12 protein-coding genes and 2 pseudogenes are annotated in these 18230 nt (G+C 40.1%); 7 read left to right on the top strand and 7 right to left on the bottom strand.

The window, feature by feature from the left end:
• Positions 1-3: 3 nt before the first annotated feature.
• The 3 genes from AC5JQI_RS04125 to AC5JQI_RS04115 all read right to left on the bottom strand — a co-directional run bounded on the left by AC5JQI_RS04125 (position 4) and on the right by AC5JQI_RS04115 (position 3286).
• Positions 4-1965 (bottom strand): type VI secretion system Vgr family protein, encoded by a 1962-nt coding sequence (locus tag AC5JQI_RS04125; RefSeq protein WP_493914601.1) that lies wholly within the window; start codon positions 1963-1965, stop codon positions 4-6.
• Between the two features lie 75 nt (positions 1966-2040).
• Positions 2041-2883, bottom strand: a complete 843-nt coding sequence (locus AC5JQI_RS04120) for a type VI secretion system baseplate subunit TssF (RefSeq protein ID WP_493914600.1) — start codon at positions 2881-2883, stop codon at positions 2041-2043.
• An 82-nt stretch (positions 2884-2965) separates the two neighbouring features.
• Entirely contained in the window at positions 2966-3286 is a 321-nt protein-coding gene (locus AC5JQI_RS04115) for a type VI secretion system baseplate subunit TssF (RefSeq protein ID WP_493913831.1), read from the bottom strand.
• Positions 3287-4355: 1069 nt separating this feature from the next.
• Between AC5JQI_RS04115 and AC5JQI_RS04110 the strand changes: the two genes are divergently transcribed.
• The 3 genes and pseudogenes from AC5JQI_RS04110 (at position 4356) to AC5JQI_RS04100 (ending at position 7356) form a co-directional block, all read left to right on the top strand.
• A complete protein-coding gene (locus AC5JQI_RS04110) occupies positions 4356-5225 on the top strand; it encodes an integrase domain-containing protein (RefSeq protein ID WP_493913830.1) in 870 nt (289 codons plus the stop codon).
• 256 nt (positions 5226-5481) lie between these two features.
• Positions 5482-5748: a helix-turn-helix domain-containing protein gene (locus AC5JQI_RS04105; RefSeq protein WP_275382218.1), complete on the top strand. Its 267-nt coding sequence runs from the start codon at positions 5482-5484 to the stop codon at positions 5746-5748.
• Positions 5749-6259: 511 nt separating this feature from the next.
• Positions 6260-7356, top strand: a pseudogene (locus tag AC5JQI_RS04100) (ISAs1 family transposase).
• Positions 7357-7386: 30 nt separating this feature from the next.
• Here AC5JQI_RS04100 and AC5JQI_RS04095 read toward each other — a convergent pair.
• Positions 7387-7482: pseudogene (locus AC5JQI_RS04095) on the bottom strand (IS110 family transposase); the annotation flags it as partial.
• 342 nt (positions 7483-7824) lie between these two features.
• Here AC5JQI_RS04095 and mblB point away from each other — a divergent pair.
• From mblB to AC5JQI_RS04080, 3 genes are read left to right on the top strand one after another with little or no spacing between them, the layout of a single operon-like run.
• Positions 7825-8979, top strand: a complete 1155-nt coding sequence (gene mblB, locus AC5JQI_RS04090) for an anti-phage 6A-MBL system MBL-fold protein (RefSeq protein ID WP_275381934.1) — start codon at positions 7825-7827, stop codon at positions 8977-8979.
• The gene (locus AC5JQI_RS04085) at positions 8972-10846 is read left to right on the top strand and encodes a ThiF family adenylyltransferase (protein ID WP_275381935.1); all 1875 of its coding nucleotides are present in this window, start codon (positions 8972-8974) and stop codon (positions 10844-10846) included. The genes mblB and AC5JQI_RS04085 overlap by 8 nt, the downstream gene beginning before the upstream one ends.
• Positions 10836-11312, top strand: a complete 477-nt coding sequence (locus tag AC5JQI_RS04080) for a Mov34/MPN/PAD-1 family protein (protein WP_275381936.1) — start codon at positions 10836-10838, stop codon at positions 11310-11312. The genes AC5JQI_RS04085 and AC5JQI_RS04080 overlap by 11 nt, the downstream gene beginning before the upstream one ends.
• A gap of 289 nt (positions 11313-11601) precedes the next feature.
• On the opposite strand, the gene AC5JQI_RS04075 is transcribed toward AC5JQI_RS04080, so the two are convergent.
• A complete protein-coding gene (locus AC5JQI_RS04075) occupies positions 11602-12231 on the bottom strand; it encodes a hypothetical protein (RefSeq protein ID WP_275381937.1) in 630 nt (209 codons plus the stop codon).
• A 258-nt stretch (positions 12232-12489) separates the two neighbouring features.
• Here AC5JQI_RS04075 and AC5JQI_RS04070 point away from each other — a divergent pair.
• A protein-coding gene (locus tag AC5JQI_RS04070; protein ID WP_275387421.1) for an IS5 family transposase occupies positions 12490-13331 on the top strand; the annotation gives its coding sequence in 2 pieces (ribosomal slippage) (positions 12490-12832 and positions 12832-13331; 843 coding nt in all).
• Between the two features lie 413 nt (positions 13332-13744).
• Here AC5JQI_RS04070 and AC5JQI_RS04065 read toward each other — a convergent pair.
• Entirely contained in the window at positions 13745-15583 is a 1839-nt protein-coding gene (locus AC5JQI_RS04065) for a hypothetical protein (RefSeq protein WP_493913829.1), read from the bottom strand.
• A 15-nt stretch (positions 15584-15598) separates the two neighbouring features.
• On the bottom strand, positions 15599-18088 hold the full coding sequence (locus tag AC5JQI_RS04060) for a DUF8727 domain-containing protein (protein ID WP_493913828.1): 2490 nt from the start codon (positions 18086-18088) through the stop codon (positions 15599-15601).
• Between the last annotated feature and the right edge of the window lie 142 nt (positions 18089-18230).

Genomic DNA, 18230 nt, shown 5'->3' with positions numbered 1-18230 from the left:
TGATTATTCCTTTTTGGCGGGTTTAATCACCGGACTGACATCCTGCTGGGCCAGTAACGGGCAGTATGGATGAGCCGGGAATTCCACCATCGGCAACGGTGCTACACCTTCCGGTAATTGCAGTGCCAGCCCGCGCCCGCTGCCACCCGAACCCTGCCCGACATTAATCGGTGAACACAGAATGCCGCCCGGCGTGACTTTGAGAAACGTGCCACCCACTTTCAGCGTGATTTCAGATGCCGCTTCCAGCACCACTTTGCCGCCACTTTTCAGGTGAATTTCCTGCCCGCTGTCAATCACGGTGGCATCCCCGGTCTGGGTATGCTGGCTGCCCGCAATCCGGTGTGACACATCTCCTTCGGTGGTGATTTTGCGGGAACCGGCCACCTGATGATGGTCATCGGCGCGGATATCGTGGTAGCGGTTACTGTCGATGCGGCTCTTCTGGTTGTGCTTGATATGCCAGTAAGCATCATTTTCGATATGGGCGGTAAAATCTTTCTGACCGTGAAAATAAATTTCTTCGCTGCCTTTCGCATCCTCAAAGCGCAGTTCGTTAAAACCTTTGCCCTTGTGGGTTTTGGTTTTAAAGGTTGTGCGGGTCTTTTGCGCCGGTAAATCCAGTGGCGGGCGATTCAGGCCGTTATAAACACACCCGGTGACGATGGGGCGGTCAATATCCCCGTTCAGGTAGGAAATAATCACTTCCTGCCCGATGCGGGGGATGGCCATAAAGCCATAGCCGTTGCCGTTCCAGCCTTGCGCAACCCGTACCCAGCAGGAAGCTCCGTCATCCGGATCGTCATAGCGGTTCCAGTGAAAATGCACTTTAATCGCGCCGTCTTTATTGACGAAGATTTCCTCCCCTTCCGGCCCGACCACCCTCGCCGTTTCATCACCCTCGGCTAAGGGTTTGTAGTGGAAAGGCGGACGATAATCATCCAGACCGGAAATGAAACTGAATGTGTTGCTGAGTGTGGTGCCTTCTCCGGCATCACTGCCCAGTGCCTGCGGGCAGCGCCCGTGGTGACTGATACCCACCACCTGCCAGCGAACATTGAGCGGTTTGTGTGGGTGATTTTTTATCTCGAAGATTTTGCCCGGCATCAGTTTGATGCAGTTACTGTTGCCGCTGCCGGTTTGTTTCTGGTTATCCAGCGCTTCCTGCCGGTATTTTAAAAACGGTTTGGCGGCGGCATCTTTTTGAAAGCGTCCATAACTTTCAAACACGGTATACGGCGTCTGGCTGCCAAAATCACGGAAGCCTTCGCTGCTTTGCATATGGGAGAGGTGATAGCGCGGGTTCTCCGGGTTGTAATCTTTATGCAGACTGCGTTGCGGACTCATACCAACGCCTAGCCGCACCTGATAAATCGTATCGACGCCGTATGCCGTTTCCGGCTGGGGCTGGTATTGCAATGGCAGACCCGCCGTCATTCCTAAATGACTGTCACTGAAAAACGCCGTTTCATCTTCAAACCAGAAACTGCATCCCTCTTCCGCCGCTAACCGGCTGAAAAACGCATAATCCGATTCGCGTTTCTGGGTGACATATTCCCTGTCCTGATGGGTATCGTAGAGCTTCGAATCGGCTTTCACCCGGTGTTTTTTCAGCAGACTGTTTAAAATCGCTGGCACGTTTTGCTGATGATAAATCCGGCTGTCCTGATTAAGCGTCAGACGCCAGAGGGCTGGACGAACAGTCAGGGTATAAAGCGTCTTGTTGCCATCGGTGCCAATCCAGTCCGCATGGGAAATGATACCGGTGATTTTGCGCTGCTCAGTTTCGCCGTTAAAAACCTGCAATACCGCTTCCTGCATCAGCAGCGAGGCCAAATCAATCTCCGCCAGCGGTTTAAACGGGTTCGCGTTACCGGTTCTGACTAACGTCAGGTTCAGGGTAAACAGTTCCGATAAGCCTTCTTGCAGGGAAAACTCCCCCACGGCAAAGGTGTCTTCCGGCATACCGGCGATAGTGCAGACAAAACGTAATCCACTTTTCATTTTTATTCCTTCTCGTTTATTGCATGGGTTCCCTAATTACATGGCCGGACGTAATCCATCGACATGCCCGAACTGCCACAGCACGTTGTTACTGTCCGGGATAAAAATTTCCAGCATGACAAAGGTAGACTGGCTGATAAAACAGGCCATTGCCTGATTGATTAAGCGGCAGAAGCGGTACATTTCGCCGGGAGTGCGGTAACAATCTGGATTCAGTGTCAGTGACAGCACATACCCGCGAACCGGCCGCCCCATCCGCAATCGGTCGGTCAGGCGTTCTTCCACCTGTACAATACCGTCAATATGTTGGCGGAACTGGCGGCTCAGCGGGCGATTCGTATCAGTATGCGAGTCAAACAGGCGGAGGAATTGTTTCAGGCTGTCAGTAGCAAATAACATCACCGGCGGGTAATCGGTTATGACCGGGATAATATTCTGCGCACTAAGATGAGACGGTGAACTTTCCTGTGTCACCGTGATCGCCCCTTGTGCCAGTGTCAGCGCTTGTTCGTGGTAGCCGATGAAATGGCACGAGATGGCAATATCGGGTAAGTTTTTTGCGGGTTTGCCGGTCAAATCAAAAAAGTTCAGTCGGTGCTCGGTTCTGCCCAGGAAATCCTGTGTGGTCTGAAGCTGATAGTAAAAGTCATCAGATTGCTGGTCGTCATCGAGAAAATGCCCGGCCGGAACAAACTGTTCAATCGGCAGCCAGCGATAAGGTGTGCCGCGTTGCTCATCGTCATCGGGCTGTTGCACCACCTGAATCTCCCGCAGCCGGAACAACCGCATCGATCCCCCCAATGGCAACAGATAGCTGTGATCCCCGGTCTTCAGCAAAATGGACGGACTGCTTTGGTTTTCCAGATGAATGGCAGGCACACAGCCCAACAAAAACGCCTCGTCGACATCATCCAGCGGCAATTCGCCCTTGAAACGAAAAATCAGTTCAAACATGCTGTCTTCATTCAGCGGTATCGGCGCTGCCCTGATGCCCGTCTTCGGCAGGTGTAAACTGCACGACGGTCATGGGCGGGATTGGACACAGGGCTAACGGCCAGATGCGCGCGAGAATACCGTGGGTGATTTCGGGAAATTCATCTTCCAGTTTATCCCGTACATGGGATATCAGCAGGGCAAAAGCCTCAAAAACACGCGCAATCTCGGGATCATGGGATGAAACCAGAAAATCGGCCAGATGCGGTGACTCTTTCGCTATGCACTGTGCCAGCTCCCGCAAGTAGGCACGCTCTTGCAGGTACAGCGATTCCTTGTTGTTTATCATTATTTGTACTTTTTAATGTTATATTTTTTTATCTGACAGGTTAATCTATTGTACACACTCATCAGTAAAATTAATTAACCCATTAGATGGAGTTTTCGCCTGATTTTGGCGAAATATGGGGGAACCAGCGGAATAGGCACGAGAATTCAGGCAAAAATAAGGCTGACAAGAACAGTTAACGGTTTGACTCTCCTATACCTAACCGTTAATATCTTTTTCTACAAAAATGATCCATCGCCTGTCAGGATCACCTACGGGTGGCGAAATAAAACTCCTGTAGCCTGAAAGGGAGAGCAAAATTGCGGTACATCTGCGCACCTTTGGAAGCAGATATTGTCAGACATAAACCCCTTGTCTGGTGATGAAGGTTTTTTAAACGAAAAAATACCTCAAAAAGGTGTTTTTATATTGTCCCCCAAGTGCATTGAACGTTGGATCATGCCCTTCTTTCATATCAACATCAGATCCTGTCTTAACTTTTGCATAGTGAGATTGAGTGACGTCCTGAACGCATTTCACGCCATACGTGCCGGATAATTTTCACACACCTGATTCAATGCCTTAACTATTTCTGTTTGAAATATTCAGCGGACAGGTTTTCTACACACAAATAATTAACTCATCACTACCGTTTAACCCTGAACCTTGCGACGTTTTGCGATGCTTACTGGCATTTCAACGATTGCACGATTTTTGCTGACTGTTTGTGGAATTTAAGGCGTCACTTTTTGCAGGTTTACCGCTGAAAGTGACGCCGCAGCAAAAGGATAACCTGACAATGATAGGCTCACGCCTACTTAATCACACAGTGCATCTGACACTGCATTCTATAGATTGGAAAATCATCAAAAGGAGAACCTGACGATATCGAGGCTGGCACTTTGCCGGTGGGGATGACCTGTTAATACAGGCGGCAGTACCGCGTACTCAACCGATACCCCGCAATACCTCAACACGCGTTCACTCTGGCGCACAGATATTCGTCAGGGACAAAGCTAGCATTTTTTGTTTTGTCCGCACTGTCGCGCGCCAGAGATCGCATGTTGAAAGGTTAAGTAAGGAGAAACGGATGAGCCGATTGATTAAGGAACTAAAATTTTTTGCCCGTCAGGGTGGTGGCAGCCATAAAACCTGCCATGACCGCATTCGGATTGCGGGGCGTTTAGGTGCGTTGTTACTGAGACTGAATATTCAGGTTAAAAGTCTCGGTCATTTGAAGACTAAGCACGTAGAACAGTATGTTGATGCCCGTTTATCTCAGGGAATCGCCAAGCGAACAGTACAAAATGAAATGGCGGCGCTACGCAATATCTTTCGTATGGCAGGCAGGGAGAAACTGGAAACTTCTCCGCGTTTGAGTAATCAGGCATTGGGATTAAGTGGAGTCAGTCGCGCGGGAGCAAAGCAGGCGATCCCTGATGCCATGTTTCAGGTTGTTTATCAGAAGGCACTGGAACGTGATGCCGGATTTGCGGCCACACTGAAACTTGCCCGATTGATGGGGCTGCGTTCTCAGGAAGCAGTACAGTGTAGTGCTTCATTGAAAAGCTGGCGAAAACAATTAGAACAAATAGAGCCAAAATTGCATGTTGTCTTCGGTACAAAAGGCGGCCGACCAAGGCAAACCCGTGTATTGGATGTTGCAGCAGTAAAAGAAGCTGTCGAGCAAGCCATTGCTGTTGCAGAACAACGCGGCGGCAGATTAATTGATAAGCCGGATCTCAAGCAGGCCATGAACTACTGGCGTACACATACTACAAGGATTGGTTTAACAGGCTGCCACTCTCCCCACAGTTTGCGCTATGCGTGGGCGCAGGATGCACTAAATTTTTACCAACAACATGGTTTTAGCCGTCAGGAAGCGCGGGCGCTGGTTTCAATGGATTTGGGGCATGGTGACGGTCGCGGGCGGTATATGGAACGGGTTTATAGTCGTTAACCTTAGTCTTTCGGTTATTGAGTTAGATAAAACAATCAGTTAAAGTAACCCTACCATTGGCAAAATCCAATGGTCAAGGTTTAGCAGCCTTGAGTCAAGAACACTGGTAGGATGTTTCTACCAGTGCGCCTGCGCTCACCCTTTCAATGGTGGTTCAGGTGGGGGAGGCTTCGGCCTCGCCGGAATCTTGACCCGGTCTGCTAACCCTGCCTTGAATCACCGCCATCAATATTAATTAATGGAAGGGGTAGCAAGAATGAATAACAACGTTAAAAATGACTGGCATCAAGCCGATATTATTGCTGCATTACGTAAACAGGGCACAACCTTAGCGGCAGTCTCTCGTGAAGCGGGACTCAGTTCATCAACATTAGCAAATGCACTCAGCAGGCAGTGGCCTAAAGGTGAATGGATAATTGCGAATTATCTCGGCGTCCATCCCTCAGAAATCTGGCCGAGTCGTTATTTTGATATTAATGGTCAACTGATTGAGCGTAAGGTTCGCAATAAACCGCAGGAATAACCCGCTTGAATTTGTGATCGACTTCGTAAAAATGAACATTTTTTATATCAAGCCCTGAGATTAAAATAGCAACCCAATTTGACCATTTTTAACCCTCACGGCTTTTTTGCTTTAAGATAATCAAAAAGCACGCAATGAATGATATAAATAATTAAAACCAGTCGGATAGAAAAGAAAAAGTAAGCAAAAAAATCTGGGGGCATTAAAAGGGGCATAAACTGAATGGAAGGAAATAGACTTTATAAATTCAATAAGTTATAATGCTTTTCGAGTCCGGCTTTCACCATATACACTTCTGTAGTCGTCTATTATCGTACCCAAAAATAAAAAACCTCAATAAAACCAACAAACCAACAAACCAATATCTAATAGTATCTCATAACCAGGACTGGATATCATATTTTTAATAGGGTTATTGAGGTCAAATAAAAATCATAAAATAACTTTTTATCGGCATTTCTCTCATTAAAACGTTAAAATCTCGCTATTCCATCAAAATGTGATCTTAATAATAAGTATTTTTAATTTTATCAGCAAGATAGATGACCCACGTTCTGACATCAATAAAAAACATGAATTAATTGATGTCATTTTTTTGGCCTTTTCTGCGGTATTAAGCGGGGCTTCTGGCTGGAAATCGATTCAGGAATTTGGTGAGCTACAAATCGAGTGGCTTAAACAATACACAAATTTTACCCACGGCATCCCCAGACGTCACTGCATTGCTAATATTATCAAAATGATAGAGCAAGATATCCTGATCGAAGCCTTTTATGCTGGATCAACCAGCGCCGGGTTAAGGCAGGAAAAAGCCTTATCGCCATTGATGGAAAAACCCTGCGGGGAACCGGTAAAGGAACCTTGTTTGAAGCCCTGCATGTGGTCAGTGCTTGCGATGTCGAATCGGGGGTGGCCCTGTACCATCGGGCCGCCGAAAGTAAAGGTAAAGAAGGCCCGGTTGCCCGACAATTAATTGAATTACTGGCACTTGATGGGGCAATTGTCACGATGGATGCCTTGCATTGTCAGAAAGAAACTCTTGAATTAATTACCCAGCGAGGCGGCGATTTTATTGTGGGTCTCAAAGGCAATAAAAAAAACCTCAGTGAGTTTGTCAAATCGCAGTTTGCCTCGCATTACGAACAGGATGAACTCGTTGAATTTACGGAAAAAAGCAAAGGTCATGGCCGGACGGAATCCCGTCATGTCATGCAAATCCGTGCGGCCTTGCCGGAGGCACTTCAGTCGCAATGGCCTTCAATACAGACGGTGATCGAAGTGGTCAGTGAACGAAGCGTAAGAGGTAGACCTCCCCACCGTGATTCACGCTGGTATGTCAGTTCACTACCTTTGGATGCAGAAATGGCGGCCAAGGCCATAAGGCGGCACTGGGCAATAGAAAACGAGCTGCATTGGGTATTGGATGTCACCTTTCGGGAAGATGCCATCTCACTAAAAGATCCTGATGGCGCGGCACAAATGGCGCTGTTTAACCGAATGGCGTTAAATGTGATTAAACAAAATACCAGTATAAAGGACAGTCAGGCGGCTAAGCGCCGAAGAGCCACCTGGTCAGGCGAATTCCGCCGCCAGCTTATCTTTGATTAAATTAAATACAAAGTGGAATTCCGCCCTGAATACATCGGTGAGAAAAGTGATTTTTGTGACAGGAGCAACGCTTTTTACTATAGATAATAAATCGAGTTTGGAACGATGATAAACTTTGATGTGTTGTTAGACATATCACAAAATAGTAGTGGTGGGAATTATGGATACATCACTTTTGCTTTCTTTGTTGAATTGAATATGGACAAATTTGTTGGCAAAATTGGGAATGTAAATAGCTATTTTTGTGATTGAAAAATCACGCATAGCAAAATTTTACAATATTAAACTACCACCGACTAATGTCGGTAGGTTAGCGTAGCTAGGACTGACGACTAAAAATCGTCAAACCGTCCTGTCTAAACGCGCATACGTCAAAATATTTAAGTGCAAGGTCACCGTCTAAAGACGGTGGCTTTAACCTTTCATTTGGAAAAATAAAATCAAGAGATAATTAAAAAGGGAAATAATATGTCATCAAAATTATTTTTCTTCCCCGTAGGAAATGGGGATATGACGTTGATTCAAACAGAAGATGGAAAGAACATATTAATCGATTGCCGCATAAGAGATGGCAAAGAATATCCTGATGTTCTCTCTCAATTGAGAAAAAAGTTATCCCGTGATAGCGAAGATCGTTTAGTTGTTCATCTTTTTATTTGGACACATCCAGACTCTGATCATTGCGATGGAATATCTGAACACTTTCATTTAGGAAAACCTGAAAATTGGAGTAAAAGCACCGATAAAATTTTTATTAATGAAATCTGGTCTAGCCCTATAGTATTCAGACGACATCATGCACAAAACCACCCTTTGTGTCCTGATGCAAGAGCTTTAAATACAGAAGTGAAACGCCGAGTTAACCTTTTTAGAGAAAAAGGATATTTAGATGGTGTCGGCAATCAAGTTTTAGTTCTAGGTAAAGATGAAAATGGTAAAACTGACGATATCACAGGAATCCTCTTAGAACTTGATAAGACTACTCGTTGTATAAATGGCTCGTACTCATCCTTCTTTGAAGCTCGTTTACTTGGACCTTCTCCGAAAAAAGATTTAGATGAGTTAGAAGATCAATTAGGGAAAAATCACTCCAGCGTAATTATCAATTTTGAATTGAAAGGCGGTAATAAAACTGTGTATTTTCTAAGCGGAGGAGATGCAGAAGTTGTCTGTTGGGAAGGCCTTCGTGATCGTTTAACGGATAAATATGCGATGTTTTGGTTGGATTACGATATATTACAAGCACCACATCATTGTTCGTGGCATACTTTATCACATGATAGTTTGAGTGAAAAAGGCGATGATGCAAGCCCCTCTGAAAAGGCGATGGAGGTGTTTAATAGGGCAAAACAAAATGCTTTTATCATTTCAAGTTCAAAAACTATTGAAGATGACGAGAATGATCCTCCAGCATATCGCGCTAAAGAAGAATATGAGAAGATTACAGATATTCAAAATGGGCAGTTTCTTTGTGTGGCTGATCATAAAAAAAATGGAGAGAACATTCCCTTAGAAATAGAAATTTCAGGCGATAATATAAAAAAGATTCCAGCATCTACGTTAGGTATGGCTGAATCATCAAGCGTTGCAGTAAACAGACAAGGTGGTGGTGGTTATGCCTGATTATCTTAAAAAAAAGATAGATCAGTTGAATAAAATCCTTGCACCTTATGGTGCAAGGAAGCTTTCAACAAGTGAATTATTAGCTTTCGATAACAAGTATATTTGCATATGGGAAGTACCCACGGAATTAACATTTAATAGCGAAACAATCATATTGCAACTAAGGTATAAATCCCTAAACCTATTTTATATTCCAGATGTATTTGTTTCATCACCAATAATTAATGTTTGCCAACTACCACATATAGAAAAAAATGGTCAACTATGTGTATGGTCCAATAGTTATATTATCGATACCAACAATCAATCATATGTAGTTAATTTATTGCATGATGCTTTTTTTATGTTAAAAAAAGGTATTGGTGGAGATTTGAATGAGGATTTTATAGATGAGTTCCAGAGCTACTGGATATATCATTGTAATAAGATAGATCGCATTACTAGCCTTTGTAATTTGACAGTAAAAGACACAAGATTAGTGTATGGCTATATAACCCGAAAATTGGGGTTTGTATGTGCAGATACAGATAAGGAACTGATTAACTGGTTAGATAATCAGAAGATATTAGCGTCCTGTATGGAGAATGCTGACTCGAAAGATAAACGTATACGCCAGAGACAGTTATCTAAAATAGTCTCTATTCCTTTAATATTTTTCAAGAATGCATGGTATCCAAATCAATATCCAAAAAATCCGAGAGATTTATTTCATTTAATTAATGAATATCATGAAAACCCTAAAAGCACCTATGAATTAATTTTGAAGTCTATTGCTAATATTTTGAATACAATACCGACCATTTTAATAGCATTTCCTACTCCAACAGGAGTGAATATAATTGCAATTCGCTTATCCAAAGGAGTAAGTGATCTTGCAACAGATCGATTTGATAAAAGAGTTATGGGTCGAGGGCGATTTAGAAGAACGGCATTTTTAGATGGTTATAGACACTATATAGATGGTAGGATTTTAAAAAATAGAATTGGCGAGTCTAAGACACAAAACCTAATTGTAGATCGTTCTGATAATGCGTGGATATTAGGACGAGATCATAATCCAACGTATAAACAAATCTCTGAACATAAAATTGCGATAATAGGTTGTGGTTCAGTAGGATCATCTATATCGAGACTTTTATTACAATCGGGCATTAGAAACATGATGCTCTGGGATGGTGATACGATGAAAAGTGAAAATTCTTCACGCCATCTTCTTGGATTCGACGCTGTTAATCATAATAAGGCATTAGCTCTCGCTTCAAAGCTTAGGTTAGAATTTCCAAATTCATATATAGAGGCTTTTAATGAAGAGTGGTCTAACGATTCAAAATTAAGTCAAAGAATATCTGATGCTGATATTATTTTGAGCTGCACAGCTCATTGGAATACAGAGCAACAACTTCTTAAAAAGCAATCAGAGAATGTACTGGGGGTTATTGTTTTTGCTTTCGTAGAAGCACATGCAATGGCTGGTCATGTGATAGTCAACCAGATTGACTCAGGTGCTTTTAACGCTTGGCATTTTACACATGGTAATAATATAGGTGCTTTAAGATATCCTGCTACTTACTGGAAAGAAAAAACTAAAAAAAGAATTGCTGCTTGTGCTGGTGAGTTCCAACCATATGGGGCTATACCACTAACAAATTTACATGCACTTACAGCAAGAACTGTGATAGATTTAATTTTAAACCGATATCCAGGCCATTCTTTAGCATATAGTTATCTGGGAAGAAAAAAGGAACTTTTAGAGCTTGGAGGTAATTGGGATAATCGATGGATTGCACAATTCGGACATCTTGGAGAGGGAGACTGTATTATTTCTTTGATTTATGAAAATTCAAGTTGGAAGAAAAATGATGCATAAATTCTTTTGTAGTGAATTAAATTTTTTTATATGCATCAGCCAAAATGTTGCAGATGAATTATTTTCATATAGACAAAGAGATTGGTTAAGTAAAGAATCTGGAGGAATGTTATTTACAGACGAACTCAATGATGCTGAAATAGAAATTAAAATAATCACTACCCCCTGCTCTTCTGATTTACGAAGAAGGAATTTCTTCAAATTAGATGAGAAAAAAGCGAAGCAAGAAATAATATCGCAATTTGCTAATGGTTTTCACTACTTAGGTGATTGGCATACACATAATGAGGCTATAGCAAATCCATCAGGTACAGATATAAGAAGCATTCACGAATTGTTTACAAAATCTGAGCACAGTAGACCATTTTTTTTAATGTTGATCATTTCTAATAATATCAACATATCTAACTGTTATCTCGCTGCTGCTAATAATAAAAACCTATATCATTTTAAATATGATATTTAACATAAAAATACGTTAACTAATTTACATTCGAAATAGATATTTTATGTCTTTAATAAAAAGCTTTTCCGTTGGTACAGGTGAAATAAAGAATACGGAAAAGATGTTCTTGTAAACGAATATGCTCATGATGAAATTCTTGGACACTACATCGGCCCCTTGCAGTTGAAACAAAGTATACATTATAGCTTTCGAAACTTATAATAAAAAAGTTTATTTTAATCTTCAAGATTTCGTGAAGAGTATAATGAGATTAACTAGCTATTACTCTTCACATAATAAATATTTTTTATTAATTACCAACGCCTACCGCAACAGCACTGGTAACCATCCTATTCCCATAATATCTTGAAATTATTGAGAACAAAAATGACATTCCAAACAGAAAAACCAAGACACTCCATTTTATATATAGCCCATTTATTTCGATTATTTTTAAAAAGCCTGCACAGAAAAACATAACTAAAGCTGCACTACATAGATCCCTAAACAATAAAAAATTTTTATGTGCATCAATAACTTGGAATGAAGGCTCGGATTTTTTATAGATCTTTTTATACCAAAATGGATTTCTATCTTGCTCAGGCATATTATGCAGAAAAAGATCCGGCCATTCTCTTTGCAAATCCTCCATATTAAGGCGTTCATCTTTTTGGCAAAGTTCTACTACCCTATTTCCAGGCAGTACATGTTTAATCCTCCAAAAAACAATAATATGTTTTAAATTTAGAGGTATTATGTTTACCAGTAATAAAGATATAACTGATGCACCGCCAGAAACCCCAATCCCTGCGTAAACATTTTTTATATTTACATATCCTTCCGCGCCTAATTGAATTAGAAAAACAATCACACACATTATACTTATGGATAAATATATCGATGCTTTATTTGATTCTTTGAGATTTTTGGTTTCACTCATGTAATCACCTTCTCCTTGAGACACCTGCAGTCATTTTTTCACTAGAAACATCATAGCTAAAAACAGAGTGGATGACTATAAACACATTATAATTTCGTTTGTTATTTGTATGGACTTTGTTGTGATTTTTTTAAGGCAACCCAATAAAACTTATTTATAATAAACAACATACAACAATCAACCTTATATTAGGCTGTGTCCCTTAATGTAAATTGATAGTATTATCATCTAAACTGTTTTCAATACGGGAAAAAGATGGTGGCACGTTACGACATGCCTGATGACGCATGGATATTGATAGAACCTTGCCTGCCCCAGGTCCATTCAGAGCGGGCAGGAGGTCCACATGTTGAACACCGCCGTGTGATAAATGGGATGTTCTGGGTATTGTGCTCTGGGGCACCATGGTGTGATTTACCTGACCGCTACGGGCCTTGGAAAACAGTCTATAACCGATTTAATCGTTGGTCAAAATCGGGCATTATCATCAAGATATTTAATCGGTTACTGTCCATACTGGATGAAAAAGGCTTGATTGACTGGGCTGAAATTTGCTTGGATGGCAGCAATATTCGCGCCAGTAAAGATGCCGCTGGGGCGAAAAAAAACATCCCGATATCGCTGACGATCATGCGCTGGGTCGCTCACGTGGTGGTTATGGCACCAAAATCCACCTGGCAACCGGTGGAAAGGGTTTTCTCCTCAACCTGATTTTGACGGCGGGGCAAGCCCACGAAAGTCAATCTGCCATCCCTTTACTCGACGGCATTGGCATACAGCGCAAAAATGGTTTCATGAAACGGCGCGGCAAAGTTGTACTGGCAGATAAAGGCTACCCAGGCAGAAAGCTCCGCGGTTATCTGCGTAAATTGAGGATCAAGAGCATTATTCCGTATAAAATCAATGAAAAAGACAGTACTGATGGCCGCACGCAATTTGATGAACAGGCTTATCGTGATCGCAATGTTGTCGAACGCTGTTTCGGTTTTCTCAAAGGAAATCGGCGTATCGCAACACGCTACGACAAAACCGCCCGAAACTATTTATCCATGGTGAAATTAGGCTGTATTCGACTCTTTTACAGGCGATTACATAATTAAGGGACGCAGCCTAGTACTACAGCCGTACTGGCATTTTAATAAAAAATCTATTTCATACAACAGATTGAAGTCATATAAGTTCTCAGTTTATCACGTATCTGATAATACATTGATTCTGCAATCTTTACGGCTGTAGTACTAGCTAAAAGCACCAATCAAAATCGTAATTTTAACCTTTACAAGATAATTATTGTATTCATTCTCAACATTCTAAGTATGCTAAATAAGATATATGGACACCGACTCAATTCAAGTTGATGGATAAAATTTTCTGACAACGTAGTCGCAAACATATATTCGGCTTCAAAGAGCCATGATGAAAATCCGCACTCTCTGCCCTCATTATTTCAACAGTCTTGACAGACTACCTTATTTACCAGGCTCACAGAAATAAGCATGCTCCTCCATTATTTTTAATTTAATTTATGTTCTAATTTATTTATATCTTCACTATTATAACTACGACTTAGAGCATTTAGCAGAGTAGCGTTTATAACTTTAAACAAACTATCCTTATGATCTAACTCACTTAGTTCCAATCCAACGCATTGTAACGATGGGGTAACTGGATCAGCGCTTAACACATCATGCTCAAAAGAATGGAAGCTATAGAGATTACCCTGCGAATCTGGGTATAATATTGTAAATGCATCAACAACCGTTGCACCACTCCCTTTCAAGTGTATTCCGTGAACATATTTCATTGTACACTCAGGCAAATATTTTTCCACAGCCAATTTATCACTAGTATATTTAGCATCTAAAACAAGTAGCTTACGTGAACCATTTGGTAATTTAATTTCAATAACTATATCTGGACTTCTATGAGAGTATCTCTGTGAATGCTCTCGCTTTCGAATGCCTGTTTTTGTAGAAATAAGACCTTCAGTATTAATAAAGTTTGAATCGGCTACATTGCGACTTTTATTCATCCAATAAATAGGCTCACGAAATAATGTTATCTCATTTCCAATACTATCCTCCCAGTAATTACCTATTTTATGTTTACCATCAAAAATACCAGATAACGTTTCAGCTACTCTATAAAAAGAGTATGACTCAAATAAAATAGGAATACTTTTGATAGCAAATAAATTCTCATAAACTGACCAATCAGGAGAGCTTTTTTCAAACCAATTGATAAAATTAATAAAAATAGAACGATAGGAGGTATTTGCCGCAGCCTTTGGTGTAAGGATAGGCCTTTGTTTCAATACCTGACTAACTGGAAGATAATTATCTAAATGAAATTTTAGCTTTGTAGCAAAACTAGCTAACTTCTCACACCTTGTTATTTGACTACTTAATAGATTCTTTCTAAATTTGTTAATTTGATCAAAAAATGAAGAGTATCCTTCTGGTTTTGGGGTTGATAATTTAGATGATTGAGGAAAAATATTATTGTATGAGGAAATTTGATTGGAAATTTCAACAATCAGAAGGTCTAAAAAACCATGAACGACCCAGTTTTCATAAACATCAGGATTTTCTTCGAGTTCTGACACTTGAAGCGAAGATGCTCTATACATTCTTGTGCCATATATTAAATGGGATTGATTTATATCATCGCACTCATCCAATACAGAGAGATTTGACATTAGCCAACCTAATGATGAATCATCAAAAATATTATAGTCATTAGGACTAATTATCTTCTGAACAGGTAAAAGTTTAGTTATAGGTTTTTTCAAAATCTCCGGTAATAAAGCACAAACAAGTTGGAATGTATATTCCAATCGTTCCAAGTTACTTCGAGGAGAGTTTACTCCGTCTTTAAAGCCAGAATTATATTTCGTAGTTTGGAAAATAGAATGGAGTTCATCATCATTTAATTTTGCCAGATAAGATAACATATATTCTACATTTTGAGAATTAGCTTTAGATGCAAGTACTTCTATAGGCTGAAAGTTTATGAAATCAGGGTCATTGTAAGAATGACTAAAAAGTTTTACCGTAAATTCTGCAATACCAAAATAATTAAAGAATAAGTACTCATACTGTTCTCCCCACCTACGTTTAGGCTTCCAAACAAAAACCGTACGCCCTTTTTCTTCGAGGATTTCCGTTGCTATGATCTGATGATCATACAACACAATCTCAGCTTCTGAATACGAACCTATAACTTCTAGACGCAACTCTAATGCTTCATTTTCCTTTACCCACGAAGTAATGGAGCTGTGTGAGCTTAGCTCACCCAATTGTATTACTAACCCACTACGACTACCTGAAATTACTACAATCTCAAGTTGCATATTCACGTCCCGCATTTAAAAGTATGAGAAAGAGCTCGTAAACTCATTTCCACTAGTAATAATTCTTTCTAGTTGTGCGGATGACCTAGGGTAAGAACGCCCAAGAATATCCGAGAGTTCTTCTAAACGTTTCTTGAAGCCCTGACCATATCCCTCTATATGAGGTAATATATGTTGTTCAATTGAGAAGTCCATCGCAATCTCATTATCTAAAATAGGACTAACAACGGAACAGTAATTCGTAATAGCATTAACTTTTCGCTTACTAATATGAACTAAATTGCCTAGTTTTGAGTCTCTTTTTGATAAATGTTCAATAATGCGATTCAATATTAAGTCATTTGCTTTTGATAATTCAACTTCTTCTCTAGGAGAGAATAATTTATTTAAAGTCTCGGTTCTTATTGTTCCTTCCAATATTTTTCCTGAGAAATTGTGTGCCATCTTATTCGAAATGTCTAAATTTATAATAGGAGCCCTATCAATCAATCTAGGTGATAATCTTTCAGTTGTTGAATCATTATTTATAGTTGCAATAAACCTAACGGAATTATCAATATTTATAAATCTTAGATCATCTTTTGGTATACCTGTATCTATTGCTCTTGAGCAATATTCGGCATCACATAGTCCAATAAAATCAGACCAATAATGCTCCATTGACGATAAATTTGCTTCATCTAGAAGTATTAACTTCTGAGCACCATTACTCTTATGCTGTAAAAAACCGTATAGTCCTGTACGCGATTCTTGGTAGACACCTTTAAGAGAATTATAAAAGCCCAAAATATCTCGGCTTGATACCCAACCGCGCCCTACAGGTACAAACAAAAAGTTTTTATCGCCCGCAGGGTTCCCTAAATGCAGTGACTCAGCAAGCCTCGTAGCAGTAGATGTTTTCCCCGTTCCAGGAGGGCCACTTAGAACTGTAAGGAAAGACTGATTAACTGAAACTATAAGATTGGTCATTTCCTCTTGAGAGAAATTTCTACCACCATCCTCGGAAAATTTAGAGCATAAGCAATCAATCAGGTCTTCGACTCGCTCAGGTTCATTACTAGTAAATACAACAGGCTTAGCATCAAACATTGTAGTATCTAGATATGACTGGCCATTTAACACTTTATTAATAGCTTCCATTTCACCAATTTTTTTAGCAAGATCTTGGTTGTTTGTAGCCCTTAAAATATCTTGATATCCATCGGCAGTAGACTTGAGAACCATATTATGTTCTTCAAGATAGTCTTTTCTTTTATTTAATTGTACAGCCTCATCAGCGACATTAAGTATATTTTTTCTTTTTTCGATATCTATGTTTATCTGGGCTAGCTTTTCTTTAGCCTTGTCAATTTCAGTTGAAAGTTTTAATTGTTTTTCTTCTAGTTTCTTCTTTATAGCATCTTCTTTTTCAGCTTCAAATTCAGCGATCTTATTCTCAACTTCACGCTTCTTGCTTTCAACTTTTTGTTCATATTCATGTAACTGAGTTTCTTTACTAATTAATGCTTCCTCAAGACGACTCAGGCTGGAACGAATTCGACTTTCCTCTTGTTCAACATCATCTCTTACTTTTTCCAAATGTTCTTGCAAGAGTGAAGACTTATTATCCTCAATATACGTTTCTAAAAAACGCACTCCAGCATTTGTATTTAAATACTCTTTTATCAATGAATAACCAATATCAGACTCTGATAAGTACCGATCTAGTAAATTTTTTAAGCGCTCAATTCTTTCATATTGTTTAAAAATTTGATTGGTTTTTTCACTTTCAGCAATTATTTGTTGGAGACGCTGGGCTTCTTTTTTTCCTAAAGCTTGAGCTTTCTTGCCAAAACCTTGAGCATTAACAACTTTAATTAATTGATCGTCAGAAAGATAATCAATACTTTTTGATTTATATTTTGAGATAGCTTTGAAAGACGATACATATAATGTTTCAACATTATTTTCAATAACTGTAACAAGTGCTTTATCTAAATCATCAACATCGAAGCACCCTAAAAAACCTTTTCCATAACTTAGTAATGAATGGACATGAGGTTCAATTATATAACGTTTGTCGTCATTTTGAGTACTCGTTAGCGGACCATATAAATCATTACCATCAAGAATAAAAAATGGCTGTTTTAACGGAATAACCTCCTGCGGTAGCATTCCATCTTGTTTATCCGGCAGGCTAGTTACTAATATTGGTAATAGCGTATTTTGAGCAAGATTTTCTGCATCAGAGCCCATAGCCCAGTATCGTGATTTTCCATCCTTTATACTTTTCGTCTCATCGTAAGAGTGGGTAGCTAATACGAATAAATCAGTTACTCCAAAACGCTCGTCAACACTGGGGAAACCCTTTGTAATCAGTATATCACTTGGATAATCCTGCCTACTTACAGGTCTAAAAACATCTGATTCAATTTCTACCAGAAGTGGGATTACAAACCCCTGATTCTCGTTTAACGCCGTTGATTTTTTTACGATAAGTTTTGGCAACGGATCTTGATGTCCCATAGGTAGCCTCATTAAATTACATAAAATACCAATTTTATACATTAGCTGATGTACGAGGAGATTCGCAAGTATTCATTAATAATTTGACCCATGTTTTCAAAACGTTAAAAGGTAAAGCCTGTATATTATTCAATAAGAAGTC

This window comes from Xenorhabdus sp. XBWT (assembly GCF_059072735.1).
This window is presented reverse-complemented; position numbering and strand designations above follow the sequence as displayed.

What these genes read in the sequence shown, in the direction of transcription:
- AC5JQI_RS04125 (WP_493914601.1), bottom strand. Translation starts at nt 1,965, where the DNA reads ATGCCGGAAGACACCTTTGCCGTGGGGGAGTTTTCCCTGCAAGAAGGC.
- AC5JQI_RS04115 (WP_493913831.1), bottom strand. Translation starts at nt 3,286, where the DNA reads ATGATAAACAACAAGGAATCGCTGTACCTGCAAGAGCGTGCCTACTTG.
- AC5JQI_RS04110 (WP_493913830.1), top strand. Translation starts at nt 4,356, where the DNA reads ATGAGCCGATTGATTAAGGAACTAAAATTTTTTGCCCGTCAGGGTGGT.
- AC5JQI_RS04105 (WP_275382218.1), top strand. Translation starts at nt 5,482, where the DNA reads ATGAATAACAACGTTAAAAATGACTGGCATCAAGCCGATATTATTGCT.
- mblB (WP_275381934.1), top strand. Translation starts at nt 7,825, where the DNA reads ATGTCATCAAAATTATTTTTCTTCCCCGTAGGAAATGGGGATATGACG.
- AC5JQI_RS04085 (WP_275381935.1), top strand. Translation starts at nt 8,972, where the DNA reads ATGCCTGATTATCTTAAAAAAAAGATAGATCAGTTGAATAAAATCCTT.
- AC5JQI_RS04080 (WP_275381936.1), top strand. Translation starts at nt 10,836, where the DNA reads ATGATGCATAAATTCTTTTGTAGTGAATTAAATTTTTTTATATGCATC.
- AC5JQI_RS04075 (WP_275381937.1), bottom strand. Translation starts at nt 12,231, where the DNA reads ATGAGTGAAACCAAAAATCTCAAAGAATCAAATAAAGCATCGATATAT.
- AC5JQI_RS04065 (WP_493913829.1), bottom strand. Translation starts at nt 15,583, where the DNA reads ATGCAACTTGAGATTGTAGTAATTTCAGGTAGTCGTAGTGGGTTAGTA.
- AC5JQI_RS04060 (WP_493913828.1), bottom strand. Translation starts at nt 18,088, where the DNA reads ATGGGACATCAAGATCCGTTGCCAAAACTTATCGTAAAAAAATCAACG.